This is a genomic window from Bradyrhizobium sp. Ken64, assembly GCF_055807555.1.
The window spans coordinates 55,352-68,266 of the sequence record NZ_JBVVPA010000012.1; the positions used below are offsets into that span (position 1 = coordinate 55,352).

14 protein-coding genes are annotated in these 12,915 nt (G+C 63.1%); 4 read left to right on the forward strand and 10 right to left on the reverse strand.

Going from position 1 to position 12,915, the window contains the following annotated elements; all coding sequences use genetic code 11:
- Nucleotides 1-119: 119 nt before the first annotated feature.
- The 6 genes from AC0L2F_RS20360 to AC0L2F_RS20385 all read right to left on the reverse strand — a co-directional run bounded on the left by AC0L2F_RS20360 (nt 120) and on the right by AC0L2F_RS20385 (nt 5,881).
- Complete coding sequence (locus tag AC0L2F_RS20360) at nt 120-908, reverse strand: fumarylacetoacetate hydrolase family protein (protein ID WP_473249623.1); 789 nt, start codon at nt 906-908, stop codon at nt 120-122.
- Nucleotides 905-1,924 (reverse strand): 2-dehydropantoate 2-reductase, encoded by a 1,020-nt coding sequence (locus AC0L2F_RS20365; protein ID WP_473249624.1) that lies wholly within the window; start codon nt 1,922-1,924, stop codon nt 905-907. The genes AC0L2F_RS20360 and AC0L2F_RS20365 overlap by 4 nt, the downstream gene beginning before the upstream one ends.
- 103 nt (nt 1,925-2,027) lie before the next feature.
- A complete protein-coding gene (locus AC0L2F_RS20370; protein ID WP_007593342.1) occupies nt 2,028-2,453 on the reverse strand; it encodes a CBS domain-containing protein in 426 nt (141 codons plus the stop codon).
- Nucleotides 2,454-2,629: 176 nt separating this feature from the next.
- Complete coding sequence (gene oxlT / locus AC0L2F_RS20375) at nt 2,630-3,952, reverse strand: oxalate/formate MFS antiporter (protein WP_473249625.1); 1,323 nt, start codon at nt 3,950-3,952, stop codon at nt 2,630-2,632.
- A gap of 258 nt (nt 3,953-4,210) precedes the next feature.
- A complete protein-coding gene (oxlT, locus tag AC0L2F_RS20380; RefSeq protein WP_007608346.1) occupies nt 4,211-5,497 on the reverse strand; it encodes an oxalate/formate MFS antiporter in 1,287 nt (428 codons plus the stop codon).
- A 246-nt stretch (nt 5,498-5,743) separates the two neighbouring features.
- The gene (locus tag AC0L2F_RS20385; RefSeq protein ID WP_473249626.1) at nt 5,744-5,881 is read right to left on the reverse strand and encodes a hypothetical protein; all 138 of its coding nucleotides are present in this window, start codon (nt 5,879-5,881) and stop codon (nt 5,744-5,746) included.
- A 277-nt stretch (nt 5,882-6,158) separates the two neighbouring features.
- Between AC0L2F_RS20385 and AC0L2F_RS20390 the strand changes: the two genes are divergently transcribed.
- On the forward strand, nt 6,159-7,490 hold the full coding sequence (locus AC0L2F_RS20390; RefSeq protein WP_473249627.1) for an Hsp70 family protein: 1,332 nt from the start codon (nt 6,159-6,161) through the stop codon (nt 7,488-7,490).
- A gap of 227 nt (nt 7,491-7,717) precedes the next feature.
- Here AC0L2F_RS20390 and AC0L2F_RS20395 read toward each other — a convergent pair whose 3' ends face one another.
- The 3 genes from AC0L2F_RS20395 to pcaB all read right to left on the reverse strand — a co-directional run bounded on the left by AC0L2F_RS20395 (nt 7,718) and on the right by pcaB (nt 10,825).
- Nucleotides 7,718-8,161 (reverse strand): SRPBCC family protein, encoded by a 444-nt coding sequence (locus tag AC0L2F_RS20395; RefSeq protein ID WP_473249629.1) that lies wholly within the window; start codon nt 8,159-8,161, stop codon nt 7,718-7,720.
- A 264-nt stretch (nt 8,162-8,425) separates the two neighbouring features.
- A complete protein-coding gene (locus tag AC0L2F_RS20400) occupies nt 8,426-9,415 on the reverse strand; it encodes a Bug family tripartite tricarboxylate transporter substrate binding protein (protein WP_007608351.1) in 990 nt (329 codons plus the stop codon).
- Between the two features lie 6 nt (nt 9,416-9,421).
- Complete coding sequence (gene pcaB, locus AC0L2F_RS20405; protein ID WP_473249630.1) at nt 9,422-10,825, reverse strand: 3-carboxy-cis,cis-muconate cycloisomerase; 1,404 nt, start codon at nt 10,823-10,825, stop codon at nt 9,422-9,424.
- 664 nt (nt 10,826-11,489) lie between these two features.
- Between pcaB and AC0L2F_RS20410 the strand changes: the two genes are divergently transcribed.
- The 3 genes from AC0L2F_RS20410 (at nt 11,490) to AC0L2F_RS20420 (ending at nt 12,319) form a co-directional block, all read left to right on the forward strand.
- Nucleotides 11,490-11,699 carry a cold-shock protein gene (locus AC0L2F_RS20410; protein ID WP_007593324.1) on the forward strand — a complete coding sequence of 70 codons (210 nt, stop codon included), beginning with the start codon at nt 11,490-11,492 and terminating at the stop codon, nt 11,697-11,699.
- A 98-nt stretch (nt 11,700-11,797) separates the two neighbouring features.
- Nucleotides 11,798-12,040: a hypothetical protein gene (locus AC0L2F_RS20415; protein WP_007608356.1), complete on the forward strand. Its 243-nt coding sequence runs from the start codon at nt 11,798-11,800 to the stop codon at nt 12,038-12,040.
- A gap of 54 nt (nt 12,041-12,094) precedes the next feature.
- The gene (locus tag AC0L2F_RS20420) at nt 12,095-12,319 is read left to right on the forward strand and encodes a hypothetical protein (RefSeq protein ID WP_007608359.1); all 225 of its coding nucleotides are present in this window, start codon (nt 12,095-12,097) and stop codon (nt 12,317-12,319) included.
- A gap of 67 nt (nt 12,320-12,386) precedes the next feature.
- On the opposite strand, the gene AC0L2F_RS20425 is transcribed toward AC0L2F_RS20420, so the two are convergent.
- The gene (locus AC0L2F_RS20425) at nt 12,387-12,569 is read right to left on the reverse strand and encodes a hypothetical protein (protein ID WP_007608360.1); all 183 of its coding nucleotides are present in this window, start codon (nt 12,567-12,569) and stop codon (nt 12,387-12,389) included.
- Nucleotides 12,570-12,915 lie beyond the last annotated feature (346 nt).

Below are 12,915 nucleotides of genomic sequence, written 5' to 3' on the forward strand. Positions count from 1 at the left end.
GGTTGGACGGAGTGTTCCGTAGCCTGGATGGAGCGAAGCGCAATCCGGGTTCTGCTAGCCTTGAGAGCCGGCCCCGGATTGCGCTTCGCTCCATCCGGGCTACCGCACCGCGTTGGTGGCTAAAGCCGAAACTCATTGGTCAGCTCGCCGATGCCGTCGATCGCGACGGTTACCGTGTTCACCGGCTCTTTCATCACGCCGACGCCGACCGAGGTGCCGACGGCAATGAGGTCGCCGGGGAGCAGGGTCATGTCGTGGGAGATCCTGCTGACCAGCTCCTGCGCGGTGAAGATCATGTCCGATATCGGATAGTTCTGCCGCTCCGCGCCGTTGAGGATGGTGCGGACCACCAGCTTGGCCGGATCGAGACCGGTGGCGATGACGGGGCCGAACGGGCCATAATCGTCGATGCCCTTGGCCCGCGCCCATTGCGGGAAAGTGGGATCGCTGGTCAGGATGTCGTTGGCGGTGATGTCGTTGACGCAGGTGTAGCCGAAGATGAAGCTGTCCGCTTCCGCCGGCGACACCCGGGCGCACGTCTTGCCGATGACGATGCCGAGCTCGCCTTCATACGTGGTCTTGCCGTCGTAGTAAGAGGGGCGGCGGATCACCGCGCCGGGTGTCGTGATGCTGGTGGTGGCCTTCAGGAGGTAGAGCGGCTCCGGCGGCTCGGGCTGGTTGAGCTTGGCCGCGAGCGCATGAAAATTGTTCCAGAGCGCGACGATCTTGCTGGGCACGCAGGGCGCGAGCAGTTCGACCTCCGACAGCGCCAGCGTCTTGCCGGTGGCTGCATGGCGGCCGAACATCTCGCCCTCATGCACGCTGATGCCTGACGAATTCAGCGTGCCGAAGCCGGTCGCACCGCTCTTGCGGAAGCGAAGCCATTGTTTGATCTCGCCAGCCATCATGCCACCGCCAGCGCGCGCGGATCTGATGGCGTCGAGATGCCATCGTAGAGACCGGCAATGCGGGCGCGCTGGGTCACCATCGCCAGCACGGAATCGAGCGCGGGGGTGGCGACGCCGGTGAGGCGGCCCATCTCCTGCACGACGGTGACGAGCGGGTCGATCTCCATCGGGCGGCCGCGCTCCAGATCCTGGAGCATCGAGGTCTTGTGCGCGCCGACCTTGCGGGCGCCTTCGATGCGGCGCTCGACGTCGACGCGGAATCTGACGCCGAACGTCTCGGCGATGCCTTGCGTCTCCATCATGATCGCGCGCGACAGCGCGCGGGTGGCCGGATCGGTGCAGATCACGTCGAGTGTTGCATGGGTGAGTGCGCTGATCGGGTTGAAGCAGACATTGCCCCACAGCTTGAGCCAGATCTCGTCGCGGATGCGGTCGAGCACCGGCGCTTTCAGCCCGGCGGCGACGAAGAGATCGGCGAGGCGTTGCACGTCCGGGGTGGTCTCGCCGGAGGGCTCGCCGAGCGGAAAGTTGTTGCCGTAGACGTGACGGATCACGCCGGGCGCCTCGATCTCGGTGGCGGGATAGACGATGCAGCCGATGGCGCGCGCGGCGCCTATTTCGCGCCACTGCCGTCCGCCGGGGTCGATGCTCTCCAGCGTCGAATTCTCGTATTGGCCGCCGTGCTTGTAGAAGTACCAATAGGGGATGCCGTTGACGGCGGTGACGATGCGGGTGTGGGGTCCGAGCAGCGGCTGCATCGTCTCGATCACGCCGGTGATCGAGTGCGCCTTCAGCGTGATGATGATGTAGTCCTGCACGCCGAGCTCGGCCGGATTGTCGGTGCAGCGCGGATGCACGGTGCGCTTCTCCTCGCCCGCGAGCAGGGTCAGGCCGCGCTCGCGCATCGCGGCAAGGTGCGCGCCGCGTGCGACCAGGCTGACGTCGGCGCCCGCGCGCGCGAGCTGAACCCCGAGATATCCGCCGATTGCGCCGGCGCCGTAGATGCAGATCTTCATGGAATCCTCGCGAAGCAGCGGAAGCCGGATTTCGGGACGAAAGATCCGGTCCGGCTCGGAAGGTCCGAGCCGGGGACGGTAGTCGCAGGGGAAGTGAGGCGCTTTAAGCTGCTTGCGGCGTGCCGTTGATCGCTTCGTCCATGAAGGATGCGATGTCGCGCATGCTGATGACCGAGACGAGGCTGTAATCGTCGATGACAGGCAGGTGCCGGATGTGATTCCGGTTCATCAGATGGCGGACGTGCTCGATCGTGTCGCTCGACGTGCAGGACACGAGCTGCTGCACCGAGACGAGCTGCGAGACCTTGACGTTGACGGCATTGGCGCCGTGCTCGGCGACGGCGCGCACGACGTCGCGCTCGGTGAACATGCCGACCGCGGTGTTACCCTCGGAGCGGACGACGTCCTTCACCACCAGTGCGCTGATATTGTTGGCGCGCATCAGCTTGGCGGCGATACCCACCGTTTCGTTCATTCGCACCGTGACAACGCGCGGTGTCTTCTTGCGCAGAATGTCTCCGACCAGCATTGCAACCTCCCTGGGTGAATGATGCGGCAAGTGTGGTATACATAATGCCAATCGTCAAGCCTTCGATTTGGCTGATCCGAAAAATCTTGCGGCAGCAATGCTGACGTTTGCCGTCAGCCAAAAAGAAAGGGGCGCATCGCTGCGCCCCTGTCTCACCCGTGCAAGGTGCGTGTTCGTTATGCCGTCTCGGTCTTGGCGTTCCCCGTCGCGGCGCTGGCGCTCTCGGCTTCCTTGCCGAGGATGAAGGAGCGGCGCATCGGCTTGATCACGAACAGCGCCATCAGGGCCGCCGTCGCGTTCAAGGCCCCCGCGACCACGAACACGGCCTTCCAGCCATACGTGGCCGAGATCACGCTGGCGAGCGGAACGAGCAGGGACGCCGTCCCCTTCGCCGTGTAGAGCATGCCGTTGTTGGTGGTTGCGAACTTCGAGCCGAAGGTGTCGCCGCAGGTCGCCGGGAACAGCGAGTAGATCTCGCCGAACACGCCGAAATAGACCGCGGTGGCGAGCACGAAGACGACCGGCACGTGGCCATAGGCCGACAGCGTCAGCAGCATCAGCGCGGCGGTGCCGAAGGCGATGAACATGGTGTGCTCGCGGCCGATCGTGTCGGAGACGAAGCCGAAGAAGGGCCGTCCGAAACCGTCGAAGATGCGGTCGAGCGAGATCGCGAACGTCAATGCCGCCATCTGGAAGCCGGCGAGCGTGACCGGCGTGTCGGCGATCTTGAAGTCGTGCGCGATCGGGGCGATCTGCGCCGCGGTCATCAGGCCGCCCGAGGCGACCATGACGAAAACGAGATACATCACCCAGAAAATAGGGGCGCGCAGCACCTGGGGCGGGGTGAAGTCGATCTTGGTTTGCGGCAGATTGAGCTGCTTCTTCTTCGGCGGGATCGAGATCCGCGGCGGCTGGATGAAGAAGGCGAGCACGAAGACGATCACGCCCTGGCCGATGCCGAAGGTGAGGAACGCGTGCTGATAGCCGCTCGTTGCGATCATGGTCGCGATCGGCACGACGGTGAGCGCGGCGCCCGCCCCGAAGCCGGCGGCGGTCGCACCGGCGGCAAGGCCCCGGCGATCGGGAAACCATTTCAGCGCGTTGCCGACGCAGGTGCCGTACACCGCGCCCGCGCCCATGCCGCCGATGATCGCGGCCGCGTAGAGCAAAGTGAGGCTATCGGCATAGGAGTTGAGAATCCACGACAGCGCGATCATGACGCCGCCGAACATGATGACGATGCGCGGGCCGTATTTGTCGACGAACCAGGCCTCGATCGGCACCAGCCAGGTTTCGGTGACGACGAAGATGGTGAAAGCGAGCTGGATCGCGGCGCGTCCCCAATGGTGCGCGTGATCGATCGGATCGACGAACAGCGTCCAGCCATATTGCAGATTGGCGATCATCGCCATGCAGACGATGCCCATGACCAGCTGGAGCCAACGGAAACCTGTGCGGAGAGGCGCGGCCGTGACAGCGCCATCGGTGCTGGAAATCATCAAAAACCTCCCGAGCGCCTGTCTGGTTCGACACCGGCCGCAAGATGACCTGATGTCGCAATATTGTGGCTTATCGTCGCAAGCGCGGTGACGAGCTTGGTATACCATATTCCAGATTGCAAGCCCTAACTTGACGCGGCGCTGACAAAATATGCGGAGTTCCGTTCGGAACGGCGGGTTCATGAAAACATCGCGCACAACGGAAAACGCCCGGCCGCGAGGCCGGGCGTCTTGCGCGAGAAGCGCTTTTGGAGTGCGTCAGACGGTCGATTGCGCGACCACGACCTTGCGCCAGGGCTTGAGCACCGCGATCGCCAGCGCCGAGGCCAGGATATTGGCACCGGCCGCGATGATGAACACGTTGTCCCAACTGCCTGACGACTGCTGCATGTAGTTGCCGATCGGGACCAGCAGCGCGGCCGTACCCTTCGCGGTGTAGAGCAGGCCGGCATTGGTGGTCGCGAACTTGGCGCCGAACGTGTCGGTGCAGGTCGACGGGAACAGCGAGTAGATCTCACCCCAGGCGAAGAACACGAAGCCCGAGAGCAGCACGAACCAGAGCGGATCGTGGCCCCAGAGGTAGAGCATCCAGATGCCGATACCTTCCATGCCGAAGGCGATGAACATCGTGTTCTCGCGGCCGATCATGTCGGAGATCCAGCCGAAGAACGGACGCGTCAGCCCGTTGAGCACGCGGTCGATCGTGGCCGCGAAGGTCACCGCGGTCATCGTCACCGCCATCAGCGTGACCGGCACGTTGTCGACCTTCCAGTCGGCCGCGATCGGCTTCAGATTGGCCGTCACCATCAGGCCGCCGGCGCCGACGATCACAAACATGAAGTACATCAGCCAGAAGATGGGCTGACGCAGCACCTCGGTCGGCTGGTAGTTGCGGCGGGTCTGCAGCAGATTGGCGTTCGCCACGATGTTCGGCACCTGGCCCGCCTTCGGCGCCAGCAGGAAGAAGGCGAGGATGCAGATGATGATGCCTTGTCCGAGGCCGAAATAGAGGAAGGTGGTCTGGAAACCGCTGTCCTTGATCATGGCCTGGATCGGCGCGACGGTCAGCGCAGAGCCTGCACCGAAGCCAGCGGCCGTGATGCCCGCGGCAAGACCGCGCTTGTCCGGAAACCACTTCAAGGCGTTGCCGACGCAGGTGCCGTAGACGCCGCCGGCGCCGATGCCTGCGATGATCATGCCGAGATAGTAGCCGTTGAGCGTGGTCGCCTGCGCGTTGATGGCCCAGCCGATGGCGCAGAGCACGCCGCCGACCAGCACGACGAGGCGCGGGCCGTATTTGTCGACGAACCATCCTTCGATCGGGACGAGCCAGGTCTCGAACAGTACGAACAGCGTAAAGGCCCATTGGATCGACGCACGATCCCAGCCGAATTTCTTCTGGATGTCGGGGACGAAGAACGTCCAGCCGTATTGGTAGTTGGCGATCATCACCATCGCCGCGACACCGACTGCCAATTGCGCCCAGCGATACGTGTCGCTAACGCGCGCGGCTGTCGGGGCGGTTGCTTGCACCATGTCCGTCATAAAGCCTCCCGTGGCGCCTCTCATTTTTCTGCGAGCGCTGGAACGGCATTCTTGTATGCATTATGCCAAGCTTCAAGCGCTGGTCCGGCCACCGTGCGCAAATGCCGCAGGACCTTGCCCGGTTGCGGCTGTGACTCAGGACAGCACAAGTAGAAATGGCCCCGTCATCCGGGGCCATTCATCAAAAGTAGTATGCGAACCGATCTAAAACCGTGCCGGTGCGCGGCGGCGCGGGAGGGGGCCGGCTTAGAGGCCGAAGCGCGGCAGGTCGCCGTTGTGATTCGAGATCTTGGCGCTCGCCATCAGGAGGCGGTCGATCGTGGCCATCAGGCGGACGAACAGCGAGGAGGAGGGCGCGAGAGCGACGGAAGCGGTCTTGGACATCGGAAATCCCTTTCTTGAGACGGTCAGCAGTGCTGTCTCATTTCGAAGGGCAATCTATGTATACCAGATGCCAATGTCTATGCATGTCATTGCATAGCAGTATTTAGCTCTTCGCATTGCAGCATAATAATCGTTAAATCGGCCGATTTGAGCGGGATGTGCCCAAACCCCGCCGAAACTGAACCATTGGCCGCCGATCTCCAAAAACGGAGCCTTGGCAGCGGCGTACGGAGCCGCTAGTGGTCTGCCCCCTTCCAATCATCTGTCAGAGTGGTTCATGTCGAGCGCCTCGCCCGCCGTCTCGATCGGCATCGATTTTGGGACCAGCAACACGGTCGTAGCCCTTGCGGCGGACGACCGCCGGGTCGAGGCCATCCGCTTCGACCATGGCGGACAACGCCACAGCGTCTTCGTGTCGGCGCTGTGCTTCTGGGAGGACCGGCCGGGAGCCGGCGCCCAGGCCGAAGGCGGCCCGTGGGCGATCGAGCAGTTCCTCGAAGGCCGCCATGTCTACCGCTTTCTCCAGTCGTTCAAGACCTTCGCGGCGAGCTCCAGCTTCAATACCACCCAGGTGTTCCGGCAGCGCTACAAGTTCGAGGATATTCTGGCGGCGTTCCTGCGGACCTTGGCGCGCCATAGCGGCGACAAATTCGGCTTCGAGACGTCCACCATCACGGTCGGCCGCCCCGTCCGCTTCGCCGGCGGCAATCCCGACGAGGCGCTGGCGATGCAGCGTTACCGGGCCGCGTTCGAGCGCCTTGGCGCCGGCCATGCGCGCTATGTCTACGAACCCGTGGGCGCCGCGTTCTCCTTCGCCCGCCGGCTGGAGCGCGACGCGACCGTGCTGGTCGCGGATTTTGGCGGCGGCACCAGCGATTTCTCGGTGATGCGGTTCTCACGTGCCGGCGGCGCCTTGCGCGCCGAGCCGCTCGGCCATGCCGGCATCGGGATTGCGGGCGACACGTTCGATTACCGCATCGTCGATCACGTCGTCTCGCCGCGGCTGGGCAAGGGCTCCAGCTTCCGCTCGTTCGACAAGGTGCTGCCGATCCCCACCGGTCACTACACCAACCTCGCGCGCTGGCATCAGCTCGCGATGATGAAGAGCAACGGCGACCTGCGCGAACTCCGGGAGCTTGCGCGCACCGCGGTGAAGCCGGCTCTGCTCGAGGATTTCATTACCATCGTCGATCTCGACCTCGGCTTTTCGTTGTACCGCGCGGTCTCCGACGCCAAGGTCGCGCTGTCGGCGCAGGACCAGGTGGAGTTCCGTTTCAAAGGCGGCGGGGTGGACATCGGCTCGACCATCACACGGAAGAATTTCGAAGCCTGGATCGCCGACGATATCGCGAGGCTCGGCGCCACCGTCGATAAGGTGCTGGGCGAAGCCGGCATCACCGCGCGCGAGGTCGAGAAGGTGTTTTTGACCGGCGGCACGTCCTTCGTGCCGGCCGTTCGAAAACTGTTCGCCGAGCGGTTCGGCAACGAACGGCTGATGTCGGGCGATCAGTTCGAGTCGATCGCCTACGGCCTTGCTTTGATCGGGCACAGCCCGGACCCCGATCGCTGGACCGCAAGCGGCGGCATTGCGCCGAGGGCGGGCGCGTAGGCTCGCTGAGATGACACTTGATCGCTGGTCCCGTTCGTGAGCTGGCCATCGCACTTGGCGACCGTTTCGGCGGCCCATCCTTCGAGACGCCCGCCTTTGGCGGGCCCTCAGGATGAGGTCGGAATATGTGGCCGCAGTCTTGACGAACGCTGTTGCCGCTAGCCTCATCCTGAGGAGACCGCGGAGCGGTCGTCTCGAAGGACGAGGCGCTCGCTCCGCTTCGGTCGCTATTGCTTGATCTCAGGCTCGACGAGCTTCGCCAGATTGCGCAGCGATTCCTGCCAGCCGAGATAGCAAGCCTCCGGCGGGATGACGTCGGGGATGCCGGCCTGCGTGATATCCACCTCGGTGCCGACGGATACTTTCTTCAGAATCACGGTGACCTGGATCTCGCCCGGCAGATTGGGGTCGTCGAACCTGTCGGTGTAGCGGAGACGTTCGCCGGGGACGAGCTCGAGATATTCGCCGCCGAAGGCGTGGCTGTTGCCTGTCGTGAAGTTGCGGAACGACATCTTGAACGTGCCCCCGACCTTCGGCTCGAAATGATGGACGGTGCAGGTGAAGCCGTTCGGCGGAAGCCATTTTGCCAGCGCATCCGCCTCCAGGAAGGCGCGATAGACTTTCTCAGGGCTGGTCGTCAAAACACGGTGCAGGCGGACAGTGCTGGGCATGATCATTCTTCCTCGTAATTGCCGGGCTCGACGTCGGCGTCTATTGCCCGTTCATGTCCAAGATGACGAAGGAGATACCCCCGATCCGACAGGGCGTTTCGAATTTTTTGATGGATGACTGGCAGACTGCCGCCACGTCCTGCGGCGTCATGGTGAACGCGAGACTGTAGCCGGGGATCGTCGGATTGTTCCGTCGGCCTGCGGTGTGAAGCGCCGACGGCGAAAGCTGGCCGGCGATCACGCGCTCGACTGCATCGGTTGCACTTATTGATCGAGTCGGATCTGCGCGGTTTTGACAATGTCCTGCCAACGCGCGATCTCTTCGGTCATCCGCCGCTTGAGCGGTTCGGGGCCTCGCTGGTCCGGCGGTGGCAGGATCAAGCCTACCAGTTCGAGCCGTTTCCGCACGCCGTCATCGTCGAGCGCTGAGCGAAGCGCATCCGAGAACCGGTCGCGAATGGCGTCAGGGGCGCCTTTCGGCAGGTAGAACGCGAACCAGCTCGATGCGACAAACTGTGGAAGCCCTGCTTCCCTGGCCGTCGGTGTGTCCGGCAATTGCGGAACACGTGCGGCGGCCGAAACGGTCAGAAAATGCAGATTGTTGTCACCCAGGAAGGGAAGAACGTCGCCCAACAGTCCACAACTGAAGTCGCTGCGGCCCGCGACCAGGTCGGTCATCGCCAGCGCTGATCCTCGATATGGCACCTCCACCGGTTTGAATCCGATCACGGAGGTGAACAGCAGACAACTGATGTGGCTGATCGAACCGACACCCGCATGGCCCAAGGTGAGGTCCGGGCCACGCGCCTTGGCGATCGCGATGAACGACGCCATGCTATCTGCGGCGAGGTCGCGGCGAACGACGACGAGGATCGGCGTTTCGGCGACCAGGCCAATCGGCGTGAAATCAACCAGCGGGTCGTAACGGAGGTTCGGATACAGCGCGACCGATGCCGCATGCGTCCCGACGTGACCGCTGACGAGCGTATAACCGTCGGGCGCGCTTTTCGCGACGCGCGCTGAGCCGGTCGTGCCGCCCGCCCCGGCGACGTTCTCGACAATGATCGGCTGCCCGAGTTTTCGCGCCATGTGTTCGGACACGATCCGGCTCATCACGTCATTGGGGCCGCCAGCCGCGAACGGGACGACCAACGTGATCGGCCGTGACGGGAACGGCGACTCGGCCTGTGCCGCATTCAATAGCGTCAGCACCGCGGCTGCGACGAGGGCCGTGTGCTTGCGTTTCAGAATCATATGGCCTCACTCCGCATCGATGGCATCGCCTTGCACCGCATTGGCCGGTCGATCGGCACAGGCCGCGAGGACACGGTCGACCTCACGGCCGGACAGGCCGATGTATCGAGCCGGGTCCGCGGCCGCCTCGATCTCATGGGGCGCGATGTGGGCCGTCACGGCCGGATCTCGCGAAAGGCTCTGGGCTAGTGTCAGGCCCGAAGCGATGGCGTGCGTGCATGCCGCACCCACCATTTCGTGCGCATGATGGCGCCCGACGTGCGGAGCCAGCGCCATCATGACGGCCTCGGCGGCGATGAGCCCCTGTGTCCGCCCAAGATTGGCCTGCATCGCATCGGGTCTGACGACCAGTCCGCTGCAGAGGCGAACAGCGTTGTCCATGGCCCGGGAGACCAGCACGAATGCTTCCGGCAGCAGCAACCATTCGGCTTGCCACGGTCCCGTCGCCCGTTCGTGGTCGTGGACCGAAGCGTCGAGCATGGCGCTTGCCAGCCGGCGCAGCGACGGTCCGGTGCTGAGAATTTGCTCGCAGATGATCGGGTTGCGCTTGTGCGGCATGGTGCTGGAGGCGCCATGGCCTTGGCCGCCTGGCTCTAGCACTTCGCCGACCTCGGTCTGCGCCATCAACACGACATCGGTCGCGATCTTGCTCAGGGTCGCCGAGATCAGGCCAAGCAGGCAAACCGTCTCGGCCAAGCCGTCGCGTGCGGCATGCCATGCCACCAGGGGCTCGCCGAGTCCGAGTTCGCGGGCCAGTGCAGCGCGGACGCTGTCGCCATCGTCGCCGAGCGATGCGAAAGTGCCGACCGCACCGCCGAATTGGACCTGAAGGACTCTTGGTTTGAGTTCGGCGAGACGTTGCCTGTGGCGCAGCAGGCCCGACAGCCAGACGGAAACCTTGAACCCGAAGGTGATCGGGATCGCGTGTTGTAGCTTGGTCCTGCCGACCATGGGCGTATCGCGATGGGTACGCGCCAGATCCGCAAGCGTCGATATCAGGCGCTCCAGATCGCGGTGGATGAGCTCGAGCGCGTCGCGTATCTGCATCACGAGCGCGGTGTCCATGATGTCCTGACTCGTGGCGCCCCAATGGACGAATTCGCCATGGGGTTCGCCGGTGAGCCGGATCAACTGCTCAACCAGATTCACGACCGGCAAGCCGGCGCGCAAAGTGCCCGCGGCCAATTCATTGAGATCGAGTAGTTCAGTCCGCGCAGCGGAGGCGATCGCAGCAGCAGCCTCGGCAGGGATCACGCCGAGCTGCCCTTGAACCTTCGCCAGCGCGACCTCGACCAGAAGCATGGACTCAAGTGAATTGCGCTCACTGAAAATAGCGCGCATCGGGGCGGTGCTGAAGATATCGGCGAGGTGACGGCTGCTGAAGACCGTTCCGGGCTCGAAACTCAGCATGGCCGTGTCGCGATCATGGATGATCGAACGCGCGCGCGTTCAAACCAGCCGGCAAACCTCAATCCGAGCTCATGAATGGCGACTCTTACCTTGCGGGCGTAAGGCGACGTCTGATTAAAAAATAGCCGCATCGGTCGGTATCGGTCCCTCCGTCGTCGCGCTCCATTGCGCGCCGTACGGCTTGGCATCGATCAAGCCTAGGTTACCCCCTCGTTTTGCAAAAATGCATTATTGCGATACATGCGTTCTGAATTGGAGAACGCCGTCGAGCGCCCCCAAATACTCTGAATTCGGATATCGCGGCGTGGGTTGCAGATCGTCGCCGAGAAAATCAGAGCCGCTACGAACGCTTCATCGGACGCAATCTGGTATCGCTGCGGTGGAGCCGACGCATGTGGCGCTCGGCAGCCCTCCCAGAGCAGCTGGCGGCGAACGATCAGTGCTCGGCAGCGTGGCGTCATGGCCGTAGCGCCGGGCTCCCGAGGCGTTAAATTCGGTCAAGCCTTGCAAATGGAGAGGATTAGGTATACGTTGAGGCTGTTCGTTCAGCCGCTGTGCCTTGTTGAATGTGCCCGCGGGCTCCTTTTCCATAGACATCGACGAATAGAATTTGTTCTGCGTGACGATCACGCGGAACCTGCGCGTATGCGCTTTGGAGAAGAAAATGACGACAGGTACTGTGAAGTGGTTTAACGGCCAGAAGGGCTTTGGATTCATTCAGCCGAACGACGGCGGCAACGATGTGTTCGTTCACATCAGCGCGGTCGAGCGGGCTGGTCTTGCAGGTCTCGCTGAAGGCCAAAAGGTCAACTTCGAGCTCAAGACCGACAAGATGCGGGGCAAGGTCAGCGCTGAGAATCTCTCGCTGGCCTAAAGCCTTGGTGCCGTTTCACGGATGTACTGAAACGGCCATGCCACCCGCTCGATCCCAGGATTGAGCGGGTTTTTGTCCGTTGCAGAGCAGGGTGAATAATGAGCGCCAAGAGACCGGCCGAACCGTCACCCGAAAGCATCGCGCGTTCTAACCGTCAGCGTTTGGCCGCTGAGGAGGGCGCCCGGGCGATGGTGGATGTTGGAAAGCAAGCCGTCGATGTTCGCAAGAACATGGCGCGGCTTCGAGAGCTGCGCGAAGCCAAGGAAGCGGCAGACGCCGCCCTTCAGGCATCCTTGCCTCCGGTCACCCCGACGAAGCGCAAGAAGAAGGTGACGCCATAGCCGCCTTCCATTGCGCCGACGACAACTCGGAGAGGGCCGATCACATGCCAAAGAGTGCGGGTCGTGCCTAGAATCAAGTTGGATGGCGGTGGCACCATCACCTTCTTTCTCGCGCTTGGCGCGGGACGACAGATGTGCCGTCTTGCGACGACCTTCCTGACGCAGAAGCAGGCTTTCAGTTATCTTCGCAAGAATCGGACCGAGTTCGAGCGCATGGCGCGGGCGCAGCTCGCTTCTGGTGCAGTCGAAGACGGAATCGTCGTGCTCTCGATGCTGTAGGGACGGGCGCGGATTTCGGCGCCGCGCCCTAAGGGCAATCCGCGGTCGCAGTCTGGGACCGACGCTCTTATTCGGAGCCGCTTCCCGGCTTCGCCTCCCGGGCCAATCGCTCCGCTTTCAGCCGTTCGCGATTCTCGTTGAAGGAGTTCTGGTCCTTCGCATAGTCATTGATCGGCTTCTGCGTTGTCGCCGGCTTGAACGCCTTGTTGGCTTCACGCTTGGCGCGATCAGAGGATTGATCTTTCGACATTTGAGCTCTCAAATTTGATCAACGAGCGTGGTCCTGGCGAGCGCCGGATGCGACACCGCCCGTGCCTGAACTGAAGGGCCGACTTGCCACCCTCGGAAGCGAAGGCAACCAGTTCTTCTGCGTGGGGCAGGTTCTTTGCGAGGCGTGCTGCACTCGCTGTGGAGATGGCATGCTGACATTTCGGGCATGCTCGCATTCCCGGGAGCACGCCGGTCGAGGGAGTAACGGCCGGCCACCGCATCTGTTCCTCACGAACCAATCTTTAATCCAGCCTTGGCGGCGCGGCAAGCGCGCCGATCGTGCGATGCAGCCTTTGCGCGGCAACAAAAAGGCCGCCGAAGCCGGC

What these genes read in the sequence shown, in the direction of transcription:
- AC0L2F_RS20400 (WP_007608351.1), bottom strand. Translation starts at nt 9,415, where the DNA reads ATGATTCTGAAACGCAAGCACACGGCCCTCGTCGCAGCCGCGGTGCTG.
- AC0L2F_RS20415 (WP_007608356.1), top strand. Translation starts at nt 11,798, where the DNA reads ATGAGCGCCAAGAGACCGGCCGAACCGTCACCCGAAAGCATCGCGCGT.
- oxlT (WP_473249625.1), bottom strand. Translation starts at nt 3,952, where the DNA reads ATGATTTCCAGCACCGATGGCGCTGTCACGGCCGCGCCTCTCCGCACA.
- AC0L2F_RS20365 (WP_473249624.1), bottom strand. Translation starts at nt 1,924, where the DNA reads ATGAAGATCTGCATCTACGGCGCCGGCGCAATCGGCGGATATCTCGGG.
- AC0L2F_RS20395 (WP_473249629.1), bottom strand. Translation starts at nt 8,161, where the DNA reads ATGCCCAGCACTGTCCGCCTGCACCGTGTTTTGACGACCAGCCCTGAG.
- AC0L2F_RS20425 (WP_007608360.1), bottom strand. Translation starts at nt 12,569, where the DNA reads ATGTCGAAAGATCAATCCTCTGATCGCGCCAAGCGTGAAGCCAACAAG.
- AC0L2F_RS20370 (WP_007593342.1), bottom strand. Translation starts at nt 2,453, where the DNA reads ATGCTGGTCGGAGACATTCTGCGCAAGAAGACACCGCGCGTTGTCACG.
- AC0L2F_RS20360 (WP_473249623.1), bottom strand. Translation starts at nt 908, where the DNA reads ATGATGGCTGGCGAGATCAAACAATGGCTTCGCTTCCGCAAGAGCGGT.
- oxlT (WP_007608346.1), bottom strand. Translation starts at nt 5,497, where the DNA reads ATGACGGACATGGTGCAAGCAACCGCCCCGACAGCCGCGCGCGTTAGC.
- AC0L2F_RS20410 (WP_007593324.1), top strand. Translation starts at nt 11,490, where the DNA reads ATGACGACAGGTACTGTGAAGTGGTTTAACGGCCAGAAGGGCTTTGGA.
- AC0L2F_RS20390 (WP_473249627.1), top strand. Translation starts at nt 6,159, where the DNA reads ATGTCGAGCGCCTCGCCCGCCGTCTCGATCGGCATCGATTTTGGGACC.
- AC0L2F_RS20385 (WP_473249626.1), bottom strand. Translation starts at nt 5,881, where the DNA reads ATGTCCAAGACCGCTTCCGTCGCTCTCGCGCCCTCCTCCTCGCTGTTC.
- pcaB (WP_473249630.1), bottom strand. Translation starts at nt 10,825, where the DNA reads ATGCTGAGTTTCGAGCCCGGAACGGTCTTCAGCAGCCGTCACCTCGCC.